This window comes from Mycobacterium sp. NPDC050041 (assembly GCF_049541695.1).
GTDB lineage: Bacteria > Actinomycetota > Actinomycetes > Mycobacteriales > Mycobacteriaceae > Mycobacterium.
In genome coordinates this window covers 150,272-174,508 of sequence record NZ_JBMVDG010000011.1, presented here as the reverse complement: position 1 = coordinate 174,508, position 24,237 = coordinate 150,272, and the positions used below count along the sequence as shown (strand labels likewise).

21 protein-coding genes, 1 tRNA gene and 4 pseudogenes are annotated in these 24,237 nt (G+C 66.0%); 20 read left to right on the top strand and 6 right to left on the bottom strand.

Going from position 1 to position 24,237, the window contains the following annotated elements:
- From ACPCHZ_RS26200 to ACPCHZ_RS26175, 6 genes and pseudogenes are all read left to right on the top strand, one after another.
- Window positions 1–195: pseudogene (locus tag ACPCHZ_RS26200) on the top strand (cytochrome ubiquinol oxidase subunit I); the annotation flags it as partial.
- Window positions 196–668: 473 nt separating this feature from the next.
- Window positions 669–1,163 (top strand): HXXEE domain-containing protein, encoded by a 495-nt coding sequence (locus ACPCHZ_RS26195; RefSeq protein ID WP_423487421.1) that lies wholly within the window; start codon window positions 669–671, stop codon window positions 1,161–1,163.
- A 302-nt stretch (window positions 1,164–1,465) separates the two neighbouring features.
- The gene (locus ACPCHZ_RS26190; protein ID WP_423487432.1) at window positions 1,466–4,018 is read left to right on the top strand and encodes a heavy metal translocating P-type ATPase; all 2,553 of its coding nucleotides are present in this window, start codon (window positions 1,466–1,468) and stop codon (window positions 4,016–4,018) included.
- Window positions 4,015–4,746 (top strand): adenylate/guanylate cyclase domain-containing protein, encoded by a 732-nt coding sequence (locus ACPCHZ_RS26185; protein WP_423487420.1) that lies wholly within the window; start codon window positions 4,015–4,017, stop codon window positions 4,744–4,746. Before ACPCHZ_RS26190 ends, ACPCHZ_RS26185 begins: the two co-directional genes overlap by 4 nt.
- A 226-nt stretch (window positions 4,747–4,972) precedes the next feature.
- Window positions 4,973–5,185 carry a CbtB domain-containing protein gene (locus ACPCHZ_RS26180; RefSeq protein ID WP_423487419.1) on the top strand — a complete coding sequence of 71 codons (213 nt, stop codon included), beginning with the start codon at window positions 4,973–4,975 and terminating at the stop codon, window positions 5,183–5,185.
- 16 nt (window positions 5,186–5,201) lie between these two features.
- Window positions 5,202–5,989 (top strand): annotated as a pseudogene (locus ACPCHZ_RS26175) (CbtA family protein).
- Window positions 5,990–6,015: 26 nt separating this feature from the next.
- Here ACPCHZ_RS26175 and ACPCHZ_RS26170 read toward each other — a convergent pair.
- Entirely contained in the window at window positions 6,016–6,975 is a 960-nt protein-coding gene (locus ACPCHZ_RS26170; RefSeq protein ID WP_423487418.1) for a L,D-transpeptidase, read from the bottom strand.
- A gap of 250 nt (window positions 6,976–7,225) precedes the next feature.
- Here ACPCHZ_RS26170 and ACPCHZ_RS26165 point away from each other — a divergent pair, with 250 nt between their 5' ends.
- Window positions 7,226–7,933: a cytochrome c biogenesis CcdA family protein gene (locus tag ACPCHZ_RS26165; protein WP_423487431.1), complete on the top strand. Its 708-nt coding sequence runs from the start codon at window positions 7,226–7,228 to the stop codon at window positions 7,931–7,933.
- A 459-nt stretch (window positions 7,934–8,392) separates the two neighbouring features.
- Here ACPCHZ_RS26165 and ACPCHZ_RS26160 read toward each other — a convergent pair whose 3' ends face one another.
- On the bottom strand, window positions 8,393–9,052 hold the full coding sequence (locus tag ACPCHZ_RS26160) for a DsbA family protein (protein WP_423487417.1): 660 nt from the start codon (window positions 9,050–9,052) through the stop codon (window positions 8,393–8,395).
- A gap of 293 nt (window positions 9,053–9,345) precedes the next feature.
- Here ACPCHZ_RS26160 and ACPCHZ_RS26155 point away from each other — a divergent pair, with 293 nt between their 5' ends.
- From ACPCHZ_RS26155 to ACPCHZ_RS26105, 11 genes and pseudogenes are all read left to right on the top strand, one after another.
- The gene (locus tag ACPCHZ_RS26155) at window positions 9,346–10,236 is read left to right on the top strand and encodes a hypothetical protein (RefSeq protein WP_423487416.1); all 891 of its coding nucleotides are present in this window, start codon (window positions 9,346–9,348) and stop codon (window positions 10,234–10,236) included.
- 38 nt (window positions 10,237–10,274) lie between these two features.
- The gene (locus ACPCHZ_RS26150; protein ID WP_423487415.1) at window positions 10,275–10,907 is read left to right on the top strand and encodes a methyltransferase family protein; all 633 of its coding nucleotides are present in this window, start codon (window positions 10,275–10,277) and stop codon (window positions 10,905–10,907) included.
- A gap of 71 nt (window positions 10,908–10,978) precedes the next feature.
- Window positions 10,979–11,308, top strand: a complete 330-nt coding sequence (locus ACPCHZ_RS26145) for an ArsR/SmtB family transcription factor (RefSeq protein ID WP_423487414.1) — start codon at window positions 10,979–10,981, stop codon at window positions 11,306–11,308.
- A complete protein-coding gene (locus ACPCHZ_RS26140; RefSeq protein WP_423487413.1) occupies window positions 11,308–12,009 on the top strand; it encodes a cation transporter in 702 nt (233 codons plus the stop codon). Before ACPCHZ_RS26145 ends, ACPCHZ_RS26140 begins: the two co-directional genes overlap by 1 nt.
- Before the next feature lie 12 nt (window positions 12,010–12,021).
- A complete protein-coding gene (locus ACPCHZ_RS26135) occupies window positions 12,022–12,363 on the top strand; it encodes a DUF3703 domain-containing protein (RefSeq protein ID WP_423487412.1) in 342 nt (113 codons plus the stop codon).
- Between the two features lie 74 nt (window positions 12,364–12,437).
- The gene (locus ACPCHZ_RS26130) at window positions 12,438–12,980 is read left to right on the top strand and encodes an HXXEE domain-containing protein (RefSeq protein WP_423487411.1); all 543 of its coding nucleotides are present in this window, start codon (window positions 12,438–12,440) and stop codon (window positions 12,978–12,980) included.
- A 42-nt stretch (window positions 12,981–13,022) separates the two neighbouring features.
- Complete coding sequence (locus ACPCHZ_RS26125; protein WP_423487410.1) at window positions 13,023–13,478, top strand: hypothetical protein; 456 nt, start codon at window positions 13,023–13,025, stop codon at window positions 13,476–13,478.
- Window positions 13,479–13,616: 138 nt separating this feature from the next.
- Window positions 13,617–14,150, top strand: a complete 534-nt coding sequence (locus tag ACPCHZ_RS26120) for a DinB family protein (protein ID WP_423487409.1) — start codon at window positions 13,617–13,619, stop codon at window positions 14,148–14,150.
- A 731-nt stretch (window positions 14,151–14,881) separates the two neighbouring features.
- Window positions 14,882–14,996: pseudogene (gene merB, locus ACPCHZ_RS26115) on the top strand (organomercurial lyase); the annotation flags it as partial.
- Window positions 14,969–15,301, top strand: a pseudogene (merB, locus tag ACPCHZ_RS26110) (organomercurial lyase). The pseudogenes merB (ACPCHZ_RS26115) and merB (ACPCHZ_RS26110), both read left to right, overlap by 28 nt.
- A 143-nt stretch (window positions 15,302–15,444) precedes the next feature.
- Window positions 15,445–15,508 (top strand) — tRNA-Ser (locus ACPCHZ_RS26105).
- 20 nt (window positions 15,509–15,528) lie between these two features.
- Here the strand turns inward: ACPCHZ_RS26105 and ACPCHZ_RS26100 are convergent.
- Window positions 15,529–16,338: a helix-turn-helix transcriptional regulator gene (locus ACPCHZ_RS26100; protein ID WP_423487408.1), complete on the bottom strand. Its 810-nt coding sequence runs from the start codon at window positions 16,336–16,338 to the stop codon at window positions 15,529–15,531.
- 56 nt (window positions 16,339–16,394) lie between these two features.
- Between ACPCHZ_RS26100 and ACPCHZ_RS26095 the strand changes: the two genes are divergently transcribed.
- Window positions 16,395–17,303, top strand: coding sequence for a sterol desaturase family protein (locus ACPCHZ_RS26095; RefSeq protein ID WP_423487407.1), 909 nt, complete (start codon window positions 16,395–16,397; stop codon window positions 17,301–17,303).
- Between the two features lie 95 nt (window positions 17,304–17,398).
- Entirely contained in the window at window positions 17,399–19,024 is a 1,626-nt protein-coding gene (locus ACPCHZ_RS26090; RefSeq protein WP_423487406.1) for an amidohydrolase, read from the top strand.
- A 19-nt stretch (window positions 19,025–19,043) separates the two neighbouring features.
- Here the strand turns inward: ACPCHZ_RS26090 and ACPCHZ_RS26085 are convergent, their stop codons facing one another.
- From ACPCHZ_RS26085 to ACPCHZ_RS26075, 3 genes are read right to left on the bottom strand one after another with little or no spacing between them, the layout of a single operon-like run.
- Complete coding sequence (locus ACPCHZ_RS26085) at window positions 19,044–21,560, bottom strand: AMP-binding protein (protein WP_423487430.1); 2,517 nt, start codon at window positions 21,558–21,560, stop codon at window positions 19,044–19,046.
- A gap of 7 nt (window positions 21,561–21,567) precedes the next feature.
- Window positions 21,568–22,629 (bottom strand): ABC transporter ATP-binding protein, encoded by a 1,062-nt coding sequence (locus ACPCHZ_RS26080; RefSeq protein WP_423487405.1) that lies wholly within the window; start codon window positions 22,627–22,629, stop codon window positions 21,568–21,570.
- A complete protein-coding gene (locus ACPCHZ_RS26075; protein ID WP_423487404.1) occupies window positions 22,626–24,227 on the bottom strand; it encodes an ABC transporter permease in 1,602 nt (533 codons plus the stop codon). The genes ACPCHZ_RS26080 and ACPCHZ_RS26075 overlap by 4 nt, the downstream gene beginning before the upstream one ends.
- Window positions 24,228–24,237: the final 10 nt, after the last annotated feature.

The following is a 24,237-nucleotide window of genomic DNA, read 5'->3' as shown; positions in this document are numbered from 1 at the left end:
TACGGCAACTCGCTGGAGTGGGCGACGAGCTGCCCGCCGCCGCGGCACAACTTCACCGAGCTGCCCCGGATCCGGTCCGAGCGCCCGGCGTTCGAACTGCACTACCCGCACATGGTCGAGCGGATGCGTGCCGAGGCGCACGTCGGCCGCGACCACCACGCAGACGAGCCCACACCGATCGACGCGTCCAGTTGATGGACTGCACCTGATTCGACGCCGTGGTGATCCCGATGTCGACCATTGCTCGCCGCGTCCCCACCGCTTACTTGTAACTTGTAAGGCGGAAAGCAAGTTGGCGGTTTCAAGCCGGTAACGAGGTGGGGTCATCTGTTACGGAGTTCTGGTACCCGCCGCCCGAGTGATCGACCCTGTCACCCGCGGCGCGTGCTTGACGGGTACACCCAACCACACTCACCAAGCCCTCGGAGATGTCCGCGTTCGCGCTGATATTCGCCCGGGTCGGTCTGCGATGTCGCACAATCGCGCCTATTGTGAGGACGAGGTTCGCTAGGCGGTCGGTGACCATGATGCGATACAACGAGGCGATTCCACCGTGAATCTTCCGCGGTGACCGACCGAGAAGCCCCTCGGTCCGAATGGTATGCGCAAGCGATTTTCGCGCGGCTGTGCGTGACCTCAGTGCAGACACCAGCCAGAGAGGTACAGAGATGACGTCAACACCGAAGGCGCGTTTCTACTGGCTGGTTCCCGCTGCGTTTCTGGCGCACTGTGCCGAAGAGCTGCCCCGATTCCCGCGTTGGGCGACAAGGCATTTCGGAACCACAACCACGCAGTTCTATCTGGCGTCGCACGCGATCCTGGTGCCGTCTGTGTTGTCGGCCGGCGCCTGCGGCGCGAACCGGCCCACAAGCCGACGTGCCGCGTTTTTCGCCACATCGGTGGCGGCGGCGCTGGGTATCAACGGCGTGTTTCACATCGCCACCACCCGGCTTTTCGGTGAGTACTCACCGGGGGTGATCACCGGCGCCGCTGCGGTGCTGCCTGCGGCGGTCTACACGCTGCTGCGCACCAAACGTGACAACTTGCTAACCGAGGAGCAAATCCTCGGCGCCTTCCTGACCGGCACCGCGTTGTCAACGGGCGCGATCGCCAGCCTGTACGTCGACATGCCCCGGCTTGGCGGGACAGTGACAAGCGGCTAGACGGCGATGAGGCTGGTTTCACTCCGGGCCCTGATGCCCGAATCCGAACGGGTCGTCGCGTTGAGAATTAGTCGTCGAGCTCAAAGCGCTCGACGTCGGTGCGCTGCTCGGCGTTTCGGGCTGGTAGCAGTTTGCGCGTGAAAAAGGCGCCATCCGCTCCGACGATGGTGTTGCGTTGCTCCAGTCAATGGCTGCAATGCAAGACGTTCGAAGACTCAACACCGCTGGTGCGCACCCGACTGTGGATCCGGCGCCGGAATCGTGCCGAATCGCCAAGCGGGTTTGACAGTGCATATGCTCACATGCGTATAGTCGCATGTATGGCAGGCCGAGAGTACGAAATGCCGGCGAACAAGACGTTGGCGCTCGAGCTCGCCGACCTTCTTCCAGGTAGTGACGAACGCTGCGCCGACCGCCTGACGCGCGACCTGGCCGCCAACGCGATCATCGAAGAAGCCCACGTCATCCACGGCGACACGCTGAAACCGCGCCTGTGCGTCCATTACGACGCCAACGCGGCGACGGCGGTCGACGTGCAGCGGCGCGCATGGCAGGCGGCCGAGACGATCAACTCGCAATACGGCCACCTGCGCTGGTTGATGACCGACACACACGACGACGAAGCAAGCCGCACAGCGCTGGTCGATCGCCTGACCTCGGTGCCGGGCGTCGTCGCCGCCGCAGCCACAACCAACTCGGTGGAGTTGGAGTTCGAGCGGACGACGGTGACCGCCGAGGAACTCGTCGACGTCATCGCCGCAGAGGTGGCGCCGTCACCGACCGCCGCGCCGAGCACCGGGGACGACCACGTCGACGGCACGACCGCAGACGGCGGAGCGCACGGCGACCATGACCACGGTCATGGCGGGATTTTCGGGGAGCGCAGCGAACTCGTCTTCGCGGGGCTGTCCGGGACGTTGCTCCTCGCCGGATGGCTTCTGGCGACGTTCGCGGATACCCCACGGCCCGCCGAGTTGGTGGTCTACTCCCTGGCCTTCTTCTTCGGCGCGTTCTTCACCGTGCAGGAGGCGTTTGTCAGCGTGCGGCAGGGCCGGTTCGAGATCGACTTCCTGATGCTGGTGTCCGCGGCAGGTGCGGCGGCGCTCGGTGAAGTTGCCGAAGGCGCCCTGTTGCTCTTCCTGTTCAGCGTCGGTCACGCCCTGGAGGGCTACGCCATGGGTCGCGCCCGCAGGGCGATCGAAGCGCTCGCCGAACTTGCTCCGAAGACGGCACTGGTACGACGCGGCGGCACGGGCGACACGGTCGAAGTGCCCGTCGCAGACCTGCGCATCGGCGACATCGTCGTCGTGCGACCCAACATGCGGCTCGCCGCGGACGGCTTCGTCGTGGCCGGTACCAGCAGCATCGATCAGGCTCCGGTGACCGGCGAGAGCGTTCCCGTCGACAAGAGCCCGGTGCCAGACGTGGCGGCCGCCGCCGCGTCACCCGAACTCATCGACGCGTCGGCCCGGGTGTTCGCCGGGACGATCAACGGCGCCGGCGCCATCGAGATCCAGGTGACCCGAGTGGCCGCCGACTCCACGCTGGCCCGGGTCGTCCGCTTGGTCGCCGAGGCTCAGACCAAGACCACGTCGACGCAGCGCTTCACCGACCGGTTTCAACGCATCTTCGTGCCGGCGATCCTGGCCGGGGTCTTCCTGTTGCTGTTCGCCGGACTGGTTGTCGACGAGCCGTTTACTGCCACCGTGTATCGGGCGCTCGCCGTTCTGGTGGCTGCCAGCCCGTGTGCATTGGCGATCGCCACGCCCAGTGCAGTGCTGTCGGCGGTGGCGCGAGCGGCCAGGGCCGGAATCTTGATGAAGGGCGGCGCCGCGCTGGAGGAGCTCGGCCGCGTCGAGGTGCTGGCCTTCGACAAGACCGGCACTCTCACCGAAGGCCGACCGCGGATCGCCGACGTGATCGCGACCGCAGGTGCAAGCGAGCTCGAACTGCTCACGGTCGCGGTCGCAGTAGAGGAACAGAGCGATCACCCACTCGCGCGCGCCATCGTCCGCGATGGCCGCGAGCGCCTGGCTGGCGCCGTGGTACCGCGGGCGACCGATGTTCGTGCCGTGATCGGCCGCGGCATCGCCGCGTCCGTGGATGGGGTCGAGGTCCGCATCGGCAAGACTGAACTGTTCACCGACGCCGCCCAGCGTCCGCCGACGGCTCTGGCCGCCGACGTCGAGAGACTCGAACAGGCGGGCCGCACCACGATGCTCGTACGCGCGGGCGACCGCTGGCTGGGTGCGATCGGTTTGATGGACGTGCCTCGGCCGGAGGCGTCGGCGGTCATCACACGTCTCGCGGAACTTGGCATCGGCAACACCGTCATGCTGTCGGGTGACAACCAGCGGGTGGCCGATGCCGTCGCAGCCGAAGTCGGCGTCGCATACGCGCGTGGCGATCTGATGCCGGAGGACAAGGTGGCCGAGATCGCCGCGCTGCGAGAGCGCTACGGCCGGGTCGGCATGGTCGGTGACGGTGTCAACGACGCCCCCGCCATGGCGGGAGCGAACGTCGGGATAGCGATGGGCGCCGCAGGGTCCGACGTGGCGTTGGAGACCGCCGACGTTGCGCTGATGGCCGACGACCTCAAGGCACTGCCGTTCGCGGTGAATCTGAGTCGCCGTTCATCACGGGTCATCAAGCAGAATCTTTGGGCGAGTCTCGGCATCGTCGCGGTCCTGATCCCGGCGACGATCTTCGGGTTGGGCATCGGCCCCGCCGTCCTCATCCACGAAGGCTCCACGCTTATCGTCGTCGCCAATGCGCTTCGACTTCTCGGGTTGTCGATGCCGTCGGTGACTCCAGCAGTGTCGCGTGTTGGTGCGCGTCAGGGAACCTCGCCATGACAATCGACATGTTCAGCGCTGCAAGTGAATTCGAACACGCCGATGTCGAAACGGCTGTGGTCTTCGTCGACATGGCCGGGTTCACTGCGTTCACCGAAGCCCATGGCGATCATCGTGCCGCCGAACTTGCGGACACGTTCGCCACCGTAGCCGAGATGGTCCTCGGGCCCGGCGACGAGTTGATCAAGACCATTGGCGATGCCGTGATGATCACAAGTCAGGACGCTCCCGCGGCGCTGGCCTTGCTCCGCAGACTCCACGACGAGACCCGCCGCATCCCGGGCTTTCCGTTGTTGCGTGCCGGCATCTGTGCGGGCCCAGTGGTGAAGCGGCGCGGAGACGTCTTCGGGTCGACTGTCAACACAGCGGCCAGGCTCGCCGCCGTCGCCCAGGCAGGCCAGATCGTCGTCAACGATGAGGCCGCGTCCGCGCTTCGCGGGGCCGACCCTCTCGCGGCAACATCGTTGGGGCCGCTTCAGTTGCGAAACGTCGGCCCGCTCGTCGAGGCATTCGCTCTCGACGTCGGAATCCGTCATCAAGAGCACGTCGACCCAGTTTGTCGGATGCATGTCGCGACAGACACCCAACAGTTGACGATCACGCACCAGGGCGCTCGATACCGGTTCTGTTCGATGGCCTGTCTGCGCCAGTTCGCACGTCGCGTCGGTGGTGAAACCACGTCGTCGGGTGATAGGGACCCTGAGAACCGCTCAGTCGTTCGTCGGTAGCTTCGCACTCGGCATGCTGACGTCCTTGCCGGGCGGGTGGAATGTCGAGTCGACGTGGACTCGTTCAATGTCCTTGTAGGGCGGTACGGACGAGCATCTTATGCTGCTGATGTTGCTCGCCGACAAAGTCGCCGAGGACCGGACCGGTCACGCCATCGCAACTGTCGGACCCGCTGCTCATTGGTATCCATCGACCCGGGACGTCCCGTCCCGATCAGGAGCTGACATGGCCAATTCGACAATCGCACCGCATGCGCCGCCGCTCGACCTTCCCGCGGCGAAGGACGCAGTCTGGGTTGCCGGCACGGCGGTCTTAGCTGTAATCGTGCTGTACTTTTTCGGCCTCGATCAGGGCGCAACATCGATGTTCGGCAGCAACGAGCATCTCTACGAGTTTCTGTACGACGGCCGTCATCTCCTCGGCTTCCCGTGCCACTGATCGGGGACAACTGAGCATGGAGAAGCGGATCGTCGCGCGTGGCCTGGTTGCCGGCGCGCTGGCGGGGCAGTTGTCATTCGCGTACGCCCGGCTGTTCGTTACGCCGGTAATCGGCCGCGCTGTCGCCTACGAGGAGGGCCGCAACGAGGCGGCGGGGTCAACGAGCACGGTGTCGAGATGTTTACCCGCGGGGTACAGGCCAATATCGGCATGGGCCTTGGCGTGCTGGCGTTCAGTGTCGCCATGGGGGCACTGTTCGCGGTGGCCTATTGCGTCGCCTATGGGCGCATCGGAAATCTCTCACCGCGCCTGCTCGCAATCCTGTTGGCCGCCGGGATGTTCCTGTCGCTGTACCTGGTACCGGCAGTGAAATACCCCAAGAACCCTCCGGCGGTAGGGCAGGAAGAAACTCTTCAGCAGCGTACCCTGCTGTTCGTGCTGATCGTGGTGCTCTCGGCCGTCCTGATGGTATCGGCGGTGTGGTTGAGCCGGCGGCTGTCACCACGCTTGGGCAACTGGAATGCAACGCTCACCGCTGCCGGATCGTATGTTGTAGCTATTGCGATCGTCATGCTCATGCTGCCGACGTTCGACGAGACACCAAACGCACTGCGCAACGACACCGGCGCCATCGTCTATCCGGGATTCGCCGCCGATGACCTCTATGAGTTCCGGTTGCATACGCTGGGGACCAACTTGGTGATGTGGGCGACGATCGCGCTGGTGTTCGCCGCGCTGGCGGCGCGGTTGTTTCGCGAAAGTCCTTCCGAACGGCCAAGCGGTTCGGATGCGGGCATTTCATAAGCGCTCGGCAAACACCGGGTCAGAGGTCAAATCTGCCAGTCCTGGGCTCCGTCATTCTCGTCGTAGATCCCGACGGAGTTCTTGACGACGACCGGGTCCCCGCTGCCGAAGTTGTCGTAGAACCACTGTGCATTAGCTGGACTCAGGTTGGGACACCCGTGGCTGACGTTGCGTTTGCCCTGATCGGCGACTGACCATGGGGCGCCGTGAACGAAGATGCCCCCGTTGCTGATCCGGACCGCGTCCTGGACTTTGAGCCTGTAACCCTCGGCTGAGTCGATCGGAACGCCGTATGTCGAGGAATCCATCACCATGTCCGCGAACTTTTCCAGCACGTAGTAGGTGCCATTGGGGGTCTCGTATCCCGGCTTTCCCATCGATACCGGGATTGTCTTTTCGAGCTTGCCGTTGCGCATGATTTCCATCTGGTGGGTGGAGTCATCGATGGTCGCCACTAATGAGTCGCCGGTGCGGAAGCTCGACTTCGTCCCGCCGGCATCGATGTTGATGGTGGCGTTTACCGGCCAGAAATCTATGGGGCGCCATCTGAGTTGGGTGTCGCTCATCCAGTAGAATTTGCCGGGCACCGGAGGGTCGGACGAGATGTGAACGGCCTGCTCGGCTAGAGGGCGGTCGGCGATAGGCCGTTGAAAGTTGATGACGATGGGCTTGGCGACACCGACCATCGAGCCCTGCACCGGATTGAACGTCGGGGGAGCGAAGACTGGCGGCCCCATGTAGGGCGTCGGGTTCTGGCCGGCCGGCGTATCAGCGGGTATCGACTGCGCCGGTCCTGGCAGCGGGTCGGCAGATAGAGGCACACCGGGCATCTGCGGCATGGACGCCGGTACCGAAAGCGGATCGCCAGGTGCAGGAGGCGTGGGGGCTGGCGGCTCGGCCGGAGCCGACGTCGCGTTGAGCATCAAGACACCTGCGAATACGACCGTCATCGTCGCGACCATCGGCTTACGCGAGGAATGCTGCATGGACTTCCCCTTCCCTCCACTCGTGCCCGCATGGCGATAGAACGATGCCCTCTGCATGTACGTACCTGCATAGTAGTTGATCGGCTCTCGAGAACGGCCCGCGGTCGAGGACTCCAAACCACTTCTACTAGTATACGTAGTAGATAAGTAGGTGCGCGGGAGGCAGGTCGGATGAGTGTTGAACGCTGCGGATAGCTTCACGGCTATCGCCACGTCCGGGCCGGTGCTCCTGGCTTTGCTCGTGTCGGTGATGGCGGGCCTTGTGTCGTTTGCGTCACCGTGCGTCGTCCCGCTGGTGCCCGGCTACTTGTCGTATTTGGCCGCGGTAGTAGGAGGGGACGCGGGCCCGCGAACCGAGCGGTCGGGGAGCGCACGTCTGCGGCTCGCAGGAGCAGCGGGCCTCTTCGTCGCCGGCTTTACTTGTGTTTTCCTGATGGGAACTGTCGCCATCCTGGGATTGACGACGGCGGTCATCAGCAACCAGGTGTTGCTGCAACGCATCGGCGGTGTCGTCACGATCATCATGGGCCTGGCGTTCATGGGCTTCATCCCCGCATTGCAACGCGAGGCTCGGTTCACGCCGAAAGCACTGTCAACGCTGGGCGGCGCACCACTTCTCGGTGCGGTTTTCGGACTGGGTTGGACCCCGTGCTTGAGCCCGACGCTCACCGGCGTGATCGCGGTGGCGTCCGCGACCGAAGGAACGAACGTCGCCCGCGGGTTGGCGCTGGTCGTCGCCTACTGTCTAGGCCTTGGCATCCCGTTCATTGTTCTGGCGTTCGGCTCCACGCATGCAGTAGGCGCGTTGGGCTGGCTACGGCGAAACACCCGAGGAATTCAAGTCTTCGGTGGCGTGCTGCTGGTCGTCGTGGGTCTGGCGCTAGTGACTGGATTGTGGAATGAGTTCATTGCATGGGTTCGGGATGCATTCGTCAGCAACACCACGCTCCCGATCTGAAGGGCGCCGTCTTGCACACCGCAGTGTCAGCTGCGCAGCCCGCGACGGCAGAGCGTTACTGGAGAAGCTGCTGCGGACAACTGTTGAAGCGGGTGTGCTCTGGCTGCAGCGCAATCCCGTTTGCGTGGGATCCGAGTTGTGCCGTCGCGCGCGCCACCGGAGGTCACTGAGGTGAAGCGCCACAGACAGCGGGAATGTCGACGGCTTAGCCAGGTCTCCGCGCCGGAACGCAATGCCATCGCAGATCGGGGGTCTTCTGCACGAATAGGTGACATCTGAGTTGGCTTGCCCGGAGACCACGCAAGGAAGGTAATCACAGAGAAGGACGCACAACGACCGGTCTTGCCGCTCGCGCCACCAATCGCGACAGCCGTCCGCACTGCAGATGGCATCGACCGCGCGTTGTCGTGCCCCCAAGGGGACGACTCGTGGCAGGCCGAGGTCCGCCTGTTCGTCCGTCTAGTTCTTCAACGCTTGTTCGACCGCCGTCGACATGTCTTCGTAGGTTCTGAATTCCAGTTCCTTGCCGTTGAGGAAGATGGTCGGCGTGCCCTGCACGCCGAGAGCCTCACCGTCGGCGACGTCCAAGTTGATGCGTTCGAGTGTCGCGGGGTCGTTGTAGGCGGTGTCAAACGCCCCCATGTCGATGCCGAGTTCGTTGGCGAAGCCTCGGAAGGTCGCATCGGCCGGCTTCTGTTGTTCGCCCCACTGGGTCTGCGTTTCGTACATCTTCTTGTACATCGGCTCGAATTTGCCTTGTTGAGCGGCCGCCTCCACCGCCCGGGCCGCCCGCTCCGCATTGAAGTGCGACTTGATGGGGAAATAGCGGACGACGAAGTTGACCCGGTCGCCGTACTCGGAGCGCAGCTGTTCGACGAGCGGGAATGCCGCGCGGCATGCTTCGCATTCGAAGTCCAGGAATTCGACGAAGGTGGTGTCGCTGTTCGGCACCGTATTGAGGCGGCGACTATTATCGCGGACCAGCTGACCGACGTCTTCGGCCTGCGTCTGCGCCAGAGCCGGTTCGTCTTGATCGCGAACTGAGAGGTATACGCCCGCTCCGATCACCAAGGTGATGACCGCGAAGGCGGTCAGCAGTATTCGCGTGGCAGGAGCCATCAGAGCACGTCCTTCTTACGGTTAGGCATCGCCGATGCGGCTTGACTAGCGGAAAAGGCCGCGTCTGCTCCGAGTGCAAGGGGTCGCGTCCCACGGTGGCTGAAAGCGCGCGTTATCTGCATCGGCCTCGACTATATACGGAGTGAAACCGTAGGTCGTCCGCACGCTGTGGGCTGGTGGACCGGCCGCAACGAGCGCCGTTCTGCGACGTGATCCAAGCCGAACACCACATCAGGTATAGACATATGCGCATATCGCTATGTATTGTGTCACGCATTAAGTAGGAGGGCCGCATGGTCAAAGCAGGCTGGGGCCTGGTCCGCGCGTCCGTGCGCAGTTGGAGGAATTCCTGCACACCGATCACGGCATCGACCACACCACGCTGCAAATCGATCACAACCCAGTCCCGGCCGACGATCACTGCGCCGAAGCGCACGGACCGAGCTACCGAAGCGGACGAGACGGCGGCTGACGACATGGGCGAGCCTGCGTGGACACCTTTCGAACACATTGACACTCACGCAGTCGTGATCTTCGCGGACTTGTCCGGATTCACCGCGCTGACCGAGGTCCACGGCGACCACCACGCTGCCGAACTGGCGGACGCCTTCGCCGGCATGGCGGCAGATGCGCTCGGCCCCGGCGACGAGGTGATCAAATCAATCGGCGACGCTGTCATGGTCATCACGGGCAACGCGCAGGCAGCGCTCGGCTTCCTAATCCGCCTTACTGAGGCCACGCGCGGTGCTGGAGGCTTCCCGTTATTGAGCGCTGGTGTCAGTTCGGGGCCCGTTGTGCGCCGACGTGGCGACGTCTTCGGCGCCACGGTCAACCTCGCCGCTCGTCTTGCCGGCCAGGCGAGCGCCGGCCAGATCCTCATCGACCCATCAGTTGCCGCGGCGAACGCCAACTTTGGGCTGCCGATCGCAACATTGGGTGCGATGCGTCTGCGAAACATCGCCGAACCCATCGAGGTGTACGCCGCCGATGTCGCCAGCACACATCAGGGACACGTGGATCCGGTATGCCGCATGCACATTGCGGCGACAGGCACCGCCGTTACTGTGACCCACGATCACCGGGTGTACCGCTTTTGCTCGAGCTTGTGCGCGACGCGGTTCAGTCGGCGCCCTGAGGACTTCGCAACTTCAGAATCTCCGGTCCTCGACCGCGCTCAGCCATAGGACCGGGTCACATCACATCGACGGAAGGACGAGACATCATGTCCGTTGCAGCATTGGCGCTCTACGGCGTCTTCCTCGCCACCGCCTTCGGGCTGCGCAGCTACCGACAATGGCGGCGAACGGGATCGACGGGGATGCGCGGGATCCACGGGCGACCGGGTTCATGGGAATGGCTCGCTGGGATGGGCTTCGTGATGGCGATCCTGGTCGGCGTCGCGGCGCCGGTCCTGCAACTGGTCGGGATCCTCGCGCCGATCGAAAGTCTCGATCACCGCGTCTGGGGAATCGTAGGCGCATGCGCTGCCATTGCGGGCGTCGCGGCGACGTTGGGGGCGCAGGAAGCCATGGGCGATTCCTGGCGTATCGGCGTCGACGTTACGGAGAAGACGCAGCTGGTGGACAGCGGAGTCTTCCGGTGGGTTCGCAATCCGATCTTCACCGCCATGCTCACTTTCGGCGCCGGCGTGGCCCTGATGGTGCCGAACATCCTGACGCTCATTGGCTTTGCATTGCTGCTGGTGTCCATTGAATTGCAGGTGCGCGTCGTGGAAGAACCCTATCTGCGGTTCACGCACGGTCGGCGCTACGTCGACTACGCCGCAACGGTCGGCCGGTTCCTCCCTGGCGTTGGACGCACGTCAACGGCCGGTAACTCGGTCGCCGAGCACTGACACCGAGGGGCCGACGACTTTAGTCGGTACAGCGTTGTGTGAATACACGAAATTCTGTACCATCGTCGGTGATGGAGACCGTAGTGCGTCGCGATGCGCTGGTGCGGTTCGGCTACGCGTTGTCGGACGCTACCCGAACCCATATCCTGCAGAGTTTGTGTCGCGGTGGCCGCTACCCGTCCGACCTGGCCGATGACATCGGTGTCTCGCGCCAAACCGTCTCCAACCATCTCGCGTGCCCGCGGGGATGTGGCCTCGTCGTCGCGATCCCCGAAGGTCGGCGCACACGCTATGAGTTGGCCGATTCTCGAATCGGCCACGCGCTCAACGACCTCGCTGGGGTGGTGTTGGCGGTCGACCCCGGTTGTTGCCCGGCCAGCGATGAGAAGGAGTGTTGCTGATGAGCGATCTGGGCGTGCCGGCCGCGCGCCCGATGATCACCGACAACCGACGGCGAGTGCTATCACGTCGAATCCGCCTGTTCGTCGCGGCGACCATCACCTACAACGTGATCGAGGCCATCATCGCGCTCGCCGAGGGGACACGCGTCTCATCGGCAGCCCTCGTCGGGTTCGGGCTGGACTCCGTCATCGAGGTCTCGTCCGCTGCGGCGGTGGCATGGCAGTTTGCCGGCAAGGACCCCGAGTCCCGAGAGAGAGCCGCCTTGCGGGTCATCGCGTTCTCCTTCTTCGCCCTCGCCGCCTACGTCGCCGTCGATGCGGTTCGGTCGCTGTTCGGCTTCGGTGAAGCCCGGCACTCGACAGTGGGCATCGCTCTGGCAGCCGTGAGCCTGGCCATCATGCCGGTGCTGTCCTGGGCGCAGCGGCGAGCAGGGCGCGAACTTGGCTCGCTATCGGCCGTCGCCGACTCCAAACAGACCCTGCTCTGCACCTACCTATCGGCGGTGCTGTTGGTAGGGCTTCTCTTGAACAGCTTCTTCGGGTGGTCGTGGGCTGACCCGCTGGCCGCCCTCGTCATCGCCGCCATCGCCGTACGGGAAGGCCTCGAAGCCTGGAAGGGACGAACGTGTTGCGCCGCCCCGCTGCCGGCAGCCGAGGCGGCGACCGACCGGCACGACTGCCAATGCTGCGATGAGGAATAGGGGCGTGTTCGAATGAATCGGCTCAGCCCACAGGCACGCGCGCTATATCACCGAGAGATGGCGGCGGCGACGGCTGCAGCCTCAACTGAGCAGCGCTGGCGGCATCTTGAACGGGCGCACATCATCTCGCAACCGAATCCGTTGCTGCACACGCTCAATCACGTCACGATGCTTAAACTCGCGCTGCGCGAACATGATCGCCGTGAGGCGCTCGGCCAGGTGGTGCGCATCGTCGTCGCTGCACCGGGCTCGCTGACCGGCCGTTATCCGCAGGGTAACACCGGCCGGGTGGACGCCGGACTGATGACGTCGATGACCGTCCCGGCCGATCTCGCGGAGCAACTCTCGGCGTGAGGTCTGCACCGTCGGCCGGGGGAGACGCCGCGCGACGCGCAACCACGTCGGCGAAGGCGCCTGCTTCGGCCGTCGTGGCCGCACTGCTGGTCAGCACGGTGACGCTGCTGCTCGGATACATCGGCTTCGGTGTCGTCACGATGCTGATCTTCACGGCTGGTTTCATCGGCGGGTTGGTGCTGTGGCTGGTCCTTCCGGCGCGCGGGACTTGGTCGGACATCAAGGTGCCGTTCGTCAGCTGCCTGGTCCTCTTTCTTCTGCACCGCGTCGAGGAGAAACAGTTCGGGTTCTTCGCCTACCTTGCTGACGTTACGGGCGTACCGAAGCCGGATGTCGCGTCGTTCGCCGTACTGGCGCTCGTCGGGCTCTCGGTAGGCGCGTGGTTGGTGGTGCCTCTTTTGATGAAACGAGCGAGCCCCTTTGGCCGCTATCTAGCGTGGACCTTCTTCGCATCCATGGGTGTCACGGAGCTGGCTCACTTCCTCGTGTTCCCGTGGCTCAACGACTCCACAACCTCCTATGTCCCCGGCATGTGGACCGTCGTGGTGCTCGCACCGGTCGCCTGGTGGGGTATGAGCCGGCTGGCACGCGGGCACCGGGTACCTGCCGGGCGGTGAGCTCAGTGCCGAGCGTCGCGGCCCCGCGAGGTAAGGGCAGCTGTGCTCGTCGAGCCGCTGCTCAACCTGACCGGGAGCGTTCTCGTCGACGCGTCGCCGCCCGGCCCGCCGCCGCCGAACGTGGTGCGCGTCGAGCCCGCACGCTGGCGCTCCGTGTTCGTCGAGCGGATGCGCGAGGCTGGCATGATCGCCGCGGCCGAGGCCGACGTCACCGACGACAACGAGCTCGTGCGCGACTGCCGCGTCACCGAGGCCGCCACGGTCGTCATGTGCGGCCGGCTCACCGGCGATGCCGAGCTTGAGGCACACGGCTGGGAGTTGGCTGAGGCTCTCCCCGCCGAGGATTGCGTCACCGCGCCCGGCGTGTTGCTCGGTCCGGTTCTCGGGCTCGTCAACGACCACGTACGGGGCGTGGCGCGGGAGCGGCTCATCGAGTGCTTGGGCGACGCCATCCTGACGTGGGCGCCCACACCGGACACACCGGAGGGCCTGACGTGATCCACAGCGGCGTGCTGCCGCCTCGGCGAGCGATCCCGACGCGGCCGTCGACCTGCGACCGCCCGAGTGGCGGTTCTGATCGGGCTCGTGGTGCATAGGCTTGAAGCTGGCGCGACACAGCACGAATCGAGGTGACCCATGTCGGAACCAACAACCGATCGGGCAGCAATAGCGGCCGACTTGGAGCGCGCCCGCGCCGACCTCCATCATCTCCTGGCCGCCGCAACCGATGACGACTGGAACAAAGCCACTGTTGGCACACGATGGACGAACGAGCAGCTGCTATTCCACATGGTGTTCGCCTACATGCTCGTGCGACGACTGCTGATCATCGTGCGCATACTCGGGCGACTACCAGTCCGCGTCAGCCGAGGCTTTGCGCGGATGCTCGACGTTGCCACGCCGCCGTTTCATGTGATCAACTACTACGGGTCTTGCGCGGCCTCTCTCTTCTACAACCGTCGGCGCATGGGCAAGAAAATGGACCGCGAAATCGGCAAGCTACAGCGGTCGCTCGACAGAGAGAACAACACGTCCCTGCGCCGAGGCATGCATTACCCGCCCGGCTGGGACCCCTTTTTCCTCGATTACATGACGCTCGCCAACGTCTACCGCTACCCAGGCCAGCACTACGACCACCACCGAGGGCAATTGACACTGGCCCGCATGTGACCCGCGAGAATATCTAGGCACCCCCCACCTGACTGCCGAGCAGAAGTCAGGGATTTTTTCGAGCGGCCGTTTCCATCGGCCGGGATGCCAGCAAACCTCGGGTGGGCTACATTGCGCCACAGGCGAATTAGGACACGACGGTGGCGCCGAACCGTGCGTTTCGGTGCCGCACCGGGCGAGCGCCGGCGCGGGGGTGTCATGCTGGTTTGGTGAGAACGACGCCCGCCGCACGGAAGCGAGCCGACCTGCGTATCGAATTACTCACGTCGCCGGGATGCCCCAACGCCGATGCCTCCAGGACGCTGGTCAACGAATGCCTGGCCACACTTGGCATCCAAGCGCCGACTATCGACCGCGTCGGCCGCTACCCTGTCGCCGACCGTGCTTGTCGATGGTATAAACGTCATGCGGGGCGAGATCGGCGGGCCAATCGGCGACGCGTGCCGACTGGACTTGCCCACACCGCGACGCGTTCTCGACGCATTGCGCCGCGCCGATCGGCCGCGGTCATCAATGCCCGAGCGGTCGTCGGGCAGACCGCATCTGTCGCCGAGGTCGCCGACCAACTTCCGGCCGCGATCCGCGAAATACACCAGGGCGTGCTGCGGGTCTTTTGCGATAAAGGCCAGGCTCATCGCGACGACTTATCATCGACGGCGACCGCAGTCGGCGTCGATCTCGATGACGCGCTGAATCAACTCGCCAGCGCCGACCTCGTGCACACCGCCTCCGATGGACAGGTCGACGTCGCCTACCCCTTCTCTGGCCGGCCCACGGGCCACACCGTCCGCCTTGCCGACCACCGCTCGGTCGCTGCGATGTGTGCGATCGACGCGCTCGGCATCCCACTGATGACCGGCGGCGACGGCATCATCGACTCGACCGACCCCGACTCGGGCACACTGATCCGCATTCAACGCCGCGGCCACGAATGAATGTGGCAACCAGCCACCACCGTCGTCGTCATCGGCCACGCTGACTGCTGCGGGACCTTGGCCAATACCGTCTGTCGATCAATCACCTTCCACACCAACTCCGAGCACGCGCAGTCTCACCTCGGCAATCATCCCGACCTCGATGGCGTCATCCTCGGCCAGTCTGACGCCATCGCCCTCGCCGACCAAGGCTTTGGATCCCTGCTGGCGAGCTGACAAACCGACTTATCTTCGCCACAACTCAAGCAAAACTCCTCGGCGAACGGCCTCGAACGCCCACGGACCCGTGCAACATGATGCAGCAGGTCAGAGCCACCATTCTGCTCTAGCCGCTACACCTCGGCGAACGCCGACAGACCGCCCTGAACGGGTTTGGTCTGCCTCCAGAGCAGAAGGCCGCAGGTTCGAATCCTGCCGGGGGCGCCCCACAGCCGCGCGATTGGTCAGGCGAGCCGCACGCTGCGATGCACGTCGATCGGTGCAACGCCGAACATCTCGTGGAACGCGCGGTTGGCGTGGGAGCTGTCGGTGAATCCGGCGGCGTGCGCCACATCGGTGATGGTCCCTCCCTCTCGCGCCACTTCCATCGCGCGGATGAGCCTTGCCCACCGGACGTAGGCGGGAAACGACAAACCGATGTCGCGGGCGAATAAGCGGCCGAGCCGGTCGGCCGACAGGTGAACGGCGGAAGCGACGTCGGTCAGACGCACCGGGCCGCCGAGCAGGTCGGGCAGCAGCGTGATGGCGGCCGCGACAGCGGAATGCGTCTCGGCCCGTGTGGTGACGAGGTCATCAGGCCCAAGGAGATGGGCGAGCACGGCATCGGCGGCCGCCGAGAGATCCTCCGACAGCGGCGGCGCTGCCGGAAGCCGCTGCGCCGCCGTGACCCAGGCGGAGACGTTCACCTTCGCGTCCCGGTCGACGAGAGCCTCGACGCGGCGCCCGCGTGCGCTCGTGGGATCCAGATACATCATGACTCCGGTCGCCGCGCCGGCATCGACAGAGTGCATGACGCCCGACGGAATGACCCCGGCGCGGGCGTGGACGCTACGGCCCGAAGTGTCGGTGAAGAGCACCCGTTCATCGGAGGCCACGGCAATCTGTACCGCCGCGTGCGAATGACCGTGCGCGGCGCCAAGGCGACCGCCGTAGATCAGCCGGCCTGGCTCGATCACCGCTGCACCCGACCATGTCACGTCTTGAGTATGCCAACTCGGCGCCGACGCCTGAATACGTCGAACCACGCTCGGCAAAAAGGTCGCCGGATCTGTACATGCGCCGACCTACTCGCACTCTCGACACTGAGAACATGACGAAGACATTTGTTCGCTACGGCTACGTCCCGGTGATGCTGATCGGGATAAACGGTGCTGCCATCGGCCTGGCGCACGCGCCCTGGGCCGAGCTGTGGATGGCGGCGCTCATCGTTGCGGCGATCGGCCTGTCGTTCGTTGCCGAGCGAACCTTGCCCTACTCCGACGAGTGGAACACGTCGGTCGGTGATGATCGCCGCGACGTGGCACACGCTTTCATCAACGAGACGTCTCTGCTACTCACAGTGCTGGTGATTCCGCTCATGGCCGCGCTGTCACCGTTCGGTGAACGGTGGCCCGCGGGGCTGCCATTCGTGGTGCAGGTGCTGGTCGCGATCGTGGTCACTGATCTCGGGGTGACCGCCGCGCACCTGGTCAGTCACAAGGTGGGATGGCTGTGGCGCTTTCACGCCGTGCATCACAGCGTCAAACGGTTCTACGGCTTCAACGGCTTGATGAAGCACCCACTGCACGGGGCTTTGGAACTTGCGGCCGGCACCGTGCCGCTGCTGCTGCTGGGAATGCCCAAGGCCGTGGCCGAGGTGCTGACCGTGTGCATTGCGGTGCAACTGCTGTTGCAGCATTCCAACGCCGACTACCGCATTGGTCCGCTGCGCAAGGTGCTGGCGCTCAATGAGGGCCACCGCTTTCATCACCTGAAGTGGGCAGGCATCGGTGACGTCAACTTCGGTCTGTTCACCCTCGTCTGGGACCACGCGCTGCGCACATTCTCCTTCGACCCTCAGCGCCGATTCAGCAGCGACGACCTCGGTATGGCCGCCAAACCGAACTACCCCGTGGGATATCTGGCGCAGCTCGCCGAGCCATTCCGCGCGAGCGGCGCTTGCCAGCTCAAGGGCAGCGCCAAAGACCACGGCGTCCGGGATGCGGCGACCCATTCATGACGAGCACCGTCTACACCAACGCCACCGTCCTCACCTGCGATCACGCAGACACCGTCGCCGAAGCGGTGGCCGTCACCGAGGGCCACATCACCGCCGTGGGCGACGACGCCGCCGTTCGTCGTGCGGCCGGAGCGGACGCCGATGTCGTAGACCTCGACGGCGCCACCGTGCTGCCCGGCTTCGTCGACACCCACCCCCACCTGTTGCACTTCGGGGTGATCGCCGAGCCTTTGGTCGACCTGGCCGATGCGGTCGACCACAGCGACATCGCCGCGCGCATCACCTCCCGCGCGCAGACGACGCCGGTCGGCGAGTGGATCATGACGGCTCCAGTGGGGGAGCCGCACTACTTTCTGAGGCGCTCGTACCGTGACCTCGCTGAGGGCGTCCTGCCCGATCGAGTCGTGCTCGACCGCGCCGCACCGCACCATCCGGTATTCATCCAGGCGTGGGCTCCGGTCATCCCGAACACGTGTGTACTCAACAGCGCCGGATTGCAGCGGCTGGGCATCGACCGCCACACGGCCGACCGCATCGGCGATGTCTGGGTCGAGAAGGACACCAGCGGGGAGCCCACTGGCCGACTTCACGGTGCGGTCACCTTGTACTACAACAACGACGACTACATGAACAGCTTGCTACGGCGCCTACCATTGCTGCAGCCCAACGCTTTCGAGCCCGGCGTGATTCGCGCGATGCGGGACGCCAACGCACTCGGCGTAACCACTGTCTATGAAGCCCACGCGATGGACTTCTCCCACATCGAGCTCTACCGGTGGCTGCGCAGCACCGATCAGCTCACCGTGCGGGTGCAATGTGCACCGGAAGCGCACATCTACGGCATGCCCGACGATCAGCCACTGGACGTCAAACGCCTGCTGACCCGGCTGCAACGCGCCACCGACATGGTTGACCGCGACGACGACATGCTGCGCGTCGACGGCATCACCGTCGGGCGCGGCGGGTCCTGCCACTCTGGACAACTACTGATGCGTGAGCCGTACCGAGGACCATTCGGCGCCATGACCACAGGGCGATCCTTCGTACCTGCCGACACGGTCGAGAAGATCATGCGGTTCTGCCTGGAGAGTGGCCTGCGCTTGAACATGATGATCGCCGGCAACGGTGAACTCGCCACCTACCTCGACCAGCTCGAAAGCCTCGACGGGCCGCTGCGCGCGGGTGACCGCCCTTGGATCGTGCAGCACGCCGCGATAGCCGAACCTCACCAGATCAGGCGCCTCGCGGCCCTGGGACTCGGACTCACAACCACCATGTCGTTCTCCTGGGGTAAGGGAGAGCTGTTCGCCGAGCGCGTCGGACAACACATCCTCGAACATCTCGTTCCGCTGCAGCGTTTCCTGGCGGCCGGGATGACCGTAGGGTGCGGCACGGACTGGGGACCCAAGAACATCTTCGAACACCTCGCCTTGGCTGTCGAACCGCGCTACGGCGCCACCGGACGTCCCGCCGCTACCGCCGGAATCTCACGCACCGAGGCACTGGCCATGTGGACACGCACCGCTGCCCAGGTCCTGGGCTGGAACGGAATAGGATCACTGGTTGTCGGACACCACGCGGACTTGGTTGTCGTGGACCGAAACCCATTGACCTGTCGGCTCACTGACCTGCCGGATACCCGTGTGCTGGCCACCATGCTCGGCGGCCGCACCGTCACCGGGAGCATGACCGACACGGGTGCAACCACCACGCCTGCATAGCGAGACGAGTAACGCGTGCCTAACGACTCGAGTGCCGCGGTGTGTCGGCGTCATTTCGCCACTTCATCGTCCATAGGGTCGTCGGGCGGTGCAGCCGTAGCCACCGCCGAGTCATCGCCACGAGGTAGGTCAGCACGATGCCGACTGCCACCGCGGCCACTACGCCGAGCAATCGGTGCTCCCCGAAAAGCGGATACACCTGGTAATGCGTCAGGTAGATGAACAGTGACGCCTCGGCGATCACGCCGGCGGTGACCGTGAACGCCGACGGGCAGCGGATGGCGGGCAGCCAGATCAGCAGCGCCAGCCCGATGAACACCATCGCCTCGCGGTTGGGCTGGCCGAAGTACCCGACGATGCCGACGGCGAGGACCGCGGTCACGGCGAGCCGCTGCCACACCGTCGACGACTTCGAGGCGGCCCAGCCGATCGCGAAGAACCAGAACGCCATCATGGTGAACCATGCGGCCTTGCCAAGCGCGATACCGAAGACGTCCCACCGCAGCGCCATGCCCAGGGCCAGGAATGCCGCGGCGACGCCGAACGGCCACCGGCGTTCGGCGCGGTCGCCCCACCGCGTCGCGCACAGCAGCGCCAACCCCACCAGCACCCACACCAGGACCTCGACAAACCACAGCCGCCCGGCGGTCATGCTGTCCTCGGATCCGAGGAACTTGTTCGCCAGCAGCAGATTCGAGGCCTCGTAGTCGTCGGTGACGACTAGCGCAAACGCCACCCACGCGATGGCAGGCACGGCGATCCAGCCGATGGTGCTGGCCAGGTGGCGCACCCGGGTGGCAGGCGGCAGGGGCGTGAGGCAGAAGCGGCCGAAGTTGTATCCGGCGACGCCCAGCAGGATGTGTGCGCCGCCCCACAGCACCCACAGCTCGGCGTGCGATCCGGCGACCAGGACGATCGCCGCCGCACGCAGCGCCACGCTGGTCTCGAGCGTCGTTCCCCACCAGCGGCGGGTCTTGCCGGCGGACTCTAACTGACTCAGCGGTAGCCGCTGCCAGTCGGCGGGCAGGTGCCCGAGTGCACGTTCGAGCCGCACCGACATGGCGACGTAGGACAGCGAGTTGCCACCGAGGTCGACGAAGCTGCTGCGGGGGTCGATGTCGGCCGCGTCGATCTGCAGCACGTCGGCGAACAGGCCACGCAGGTCCAGACGGGCGTCGTCGGTCGTCCGCTCGGCGGCCCGCTCCCGCAGGGCGCGGTAGTCCGGCTTGGCGGTCGGCAGCCGCGGAATCTCGTCGACGTCGACCACCCGGATCGCCGCCCGGGGAAGCCCGGACGCGTCGGTCGCCGCGGCTGCGACGTCACAATCTTTGGGACGGTCGGCGGCGCCGACGATCAGGAGGCCGTCACCGTCGGTGCATATCGCGTCGACGCCGTCGGCATGCAGAGCCGACTCGACGCGTTGCAGGTCGATGCGCAGTCCGTACAGCTTCGCGAACCGGTCGCTGCGGCCGACCACCTCGTAGAGGCCGTCGCGACGCCGGTAGGCGAGGTCGCCGGTGCGCAGTTCCTCGACGCCGGCACCGGAGGCGAGGTCGGTGGCGGTGTGGGCGTAGCCCATCATCACGTTCGGCCCGCGGTAGAACAGTTCGCCTGTGCCATCGGGCATGCCGTCGACCGGATCGATCCGGAACGAGCCGCCGGGGATCGGAACGCCGATCGACGAGGGATGGTCGTGGGCGAGCTCCGGCGGCAGGTAGGCCATGCGCGCGGTGGCCTCGGTGGCGCCGTACATGACAAAGAACCGCCACCCCGAGCGTGCGCCGAGATTGGCGAGCCGCCGAACCCTGTCCGGGTCGAGCCGTCCGCCGGCCTGGGTGACGTAGCGCAGGTTCGGCAGGGACATCGCCTCAAAGCCGATCCGGTCGAGCAGTTCGAAGGTATGCGGAACGCCCGCGAACGACGTTGCGCCACTGGCGCGGAACGACTTCCAGAAGTCGCCGTCGATGACGGACAGTTCGGTGAGGACGAGTCCGGCTCCGCGCAGGAGGTGACTGTGCATCACCGACAGCCCGTAGCAGTACGACATCGACAGAGTCGTTGCGGCCCTGTCGGTCCCGGTGATGCCGAGGTAGGTGGCGATCGACTCGGCGTTGGCGGCGAGGTTGAACCGGGACAACCGCACCAGCTTGGGGGAGCCGGTGCTGCCGGACGTCGAGAGCAGCAGGGCCAGGTCCGGGTGGAGTTCGGGGGTGGGACGGTGGCGTGGTCTCTCGGTGATGGCGCCGTCGGCGACGATGACGTCCGGGTGGTAGGTCTCGACGACCGACCGGTGGTCGCCGCCCGCCGGGACGGGCAGCACGACGTGGTGGCCGGCGAGCGCGCCGAGGTAGGCCACCAGCGTGGGTAGGTCGTTGCGGGTCTCGAGCAGGACGAGCTTGCGCCGCGCGCCCAGTTCGGCGGCCCGAGCGGCGACCCGAGTTGCGAGTTCGGCGTAGCTGACGGTTTTCTCGGCCGTGATCACCGCGACGTCGTCGCCGTAGCAGGCGAGGTGGTCGACGTGTCGTTCGAACATCATGGCGCTGTCATCGGCCGTCGCGTGGGCGGTCACCGAACACGACGGCGGCGCCGGTGACGTGGATTCGGACCTTCGCATCGACGGTCGGTGGCGCGACACTGTGCTGGCGGACGGTGATCGGCGCGGCGACGCCGCCGAGGTCGACGGTGAGCATGACGTCGTGGCCGCGGAACTCCGACGCCAGGACTGTCGCCATGCCGTCGCCGAGGTCGTCGTCGGAGACGGCCGTCGCCTCGAGTTGCTCAGGGCGAAGCATCAGCGTGCCGCCGCCGTCGGGGACGGAGCCGCGGACCGGTAGGCGGCCCAGCGCCGAGGTGGCGACCCCGCCGGCCACCGTGCACGGCAACAGCACGCAGTCGCCGAGGAATTCGGCGGTGAAGCGATCGTTGGGTTCGCGGTAAACTTCTTGCGGTGTACCGACTTTGGTGAACCGGCCGTCGCGCATGACCGCGACCTGGTCGGCGATCGACAGTGCCTCTTCCTGGTCGTGAGTGACGATCAGGGTGGTGACACCGGCATCGGAGAGCAGTGCGGCGACGGCCTTGCGGGTCGACGCCCGCAGCCCGGTGTCCAGGGCGCTGAACGGTTCGTCGAGCAGCATGAGCGCGGGTTGGCGGGCAAGGGCGCGGGCGAGGGCCACCCGCTGCTGCTGCCCGCCGGAGAGTTCGTGCGGGCGGCGCCCGGCGTAGGACTCGTCGAGGGAGACGGTGGCGAGCAGTTCGGCGACGCGCTGCTTGACGTTGCGGCGGCCGGACAGCCCGTAGGCGATGTTCTGACCCACGGTCAGGTGTGGGAACAGCGCACCGTCCTGCGCGACGTAACCTACGTCGCGGCGGTGCGCGGGAGTGCTGCGTCCGGCGGCCGCCACCTGGCGTCCGGCGATGGAAATCGTTCCGCCGTCCGGGTTCTCGAATCCTGCGACGAGGCGGAGCAGCGTGGTCTTGCCGCAGCCGGAGGCGCCGACGACGGCGGTGATGGTGCCCGCGGTCACGCCGAGGTCGATGCCGTGCAACACGGTCTGGCTAGCGAAGGACTTGACCAGGCCGCTGACGTCGAGTGCGTTCGTCATAGCGCGGCCGCCCTGCTCGACTGCTGGAACAGCACGACGGTGACCGGGAGCGCGAGCACGACGAGCAACAGCGCATACGGTGCGGCGCCCGCATAGGCCAGCTCGCTCGACAGCGACCAGAACCGCATCGCCAGGGTGTTGGTGCCCGTCGGCGCCAGCAGCAGGGTGGCGGTCAGCTCGGTCGCCACGGCGACGAACACCAGCGAGGCGCCAGCGGCGGCCGCAGGTGCGGTGAGCCGCAACGTGATCCGCAACAGCGTGCGGGCGGGTGATACGCCGAGCGAGCGCGACGCCTCCTCTAGCGTCTGCGGCACCTGGGCCAGACCCGACCGAAGGTTCACCATCGCGCGGGGCATGAACATCAGCACGTAGGCCGCGAGCACCAGCGTCGCCGTCTGGTACAGCGGCGGCGCGAAGCGGATCGCCACGGTGACGAGCGCGAGCGCGGTGACGATGCCCGGCATCGAACTCGTCACGAAGTTCGAGCCCTCGACGAAGCGGGCGCAGAACCCGCGGTGCCGCACCGCGATCCAGGCGAAGGGGAAGGCCAGCACCGTCGTCAGCGCCGCTGCCGCGGCGGCCAGCGCCACGGTCTGCGCGGTCGACGGCACGATCTCGCCGATCGTCCACACGTCGCTGCCGCCGATCCACAACCACCGCACGATCGTCCACACCGGAACCCCGAGCGACAGGACGCCGAGTGCCGCGAGGGCCGCCAGCACGGGCAGCGTCATGCCACCCAGGCGGTGGGGCGGCGACGTGCGCTGAGCGCCCGAACCGAGCCGGGCGTAGCGAGCGTTACCGCGGACCCCCGCCTCGCCAACGAGCAGCACCAGGCACAGCAGCATGAGGACGCCCGCGAGCGTGCTGCCCGCCGCGCCGTTGAATGTGGCCTGGAACTGCTCGAAGATTGCGGTGGTGAACGTCGAGAAGCGCAACATCGCGAACGCGCCGTACTCGGCCAGCAGGTGCACGCCGATGAGCAGTCCGCCGCCCAGCACGGCGAGCCGAAGCTGCGGCAGCACCACGCGCCGGAACACCGACGCCGGGCTGGAACCGAGCGTGCGAGCGGATTCCTCGATCGCCGGGTCCAGGCGACGGAGCGTGGCGGCGGCGGGCACGTAGACGAACGGGAAGTACGACAGCGACGCGACGAGGATGCCCGCCCAGAAGCCGTGCAGGGTGGGGACGACGCTCACCCAGGCGTAGCTGTTGACGAACGCGGGCACCGCAAGGGGAGCGACGAACAGCGGCCGCCACACCGCCCGGCCGGGGACGTCGGAGCGCTCCACCAGCCACGCCGCGCCCACGCCGAGCACGATGCAGATCGGGACCGTCACGACGACGAGACCGACGGTGTTGACGAACAGTTCGAGCACGCGCGGCCGTGCGAGCAGTTCCCACACCCGCGCGGGCCCGAGCGACACCACCGACCAGGCGACGTACCCGATCGGAACGAACGTCGCGACCACCAGCAGCACCACACCGGCGGTGAGAACCGGCCCAGGCCGGGTGGCGGCTGCCCGGCCGGGCACTTCCGACGGCGGCACGGCGTCGATCAGGGCCGCGTCGACAGCCGTCGCGGTGGGGGTGACCATGTCAGCCACC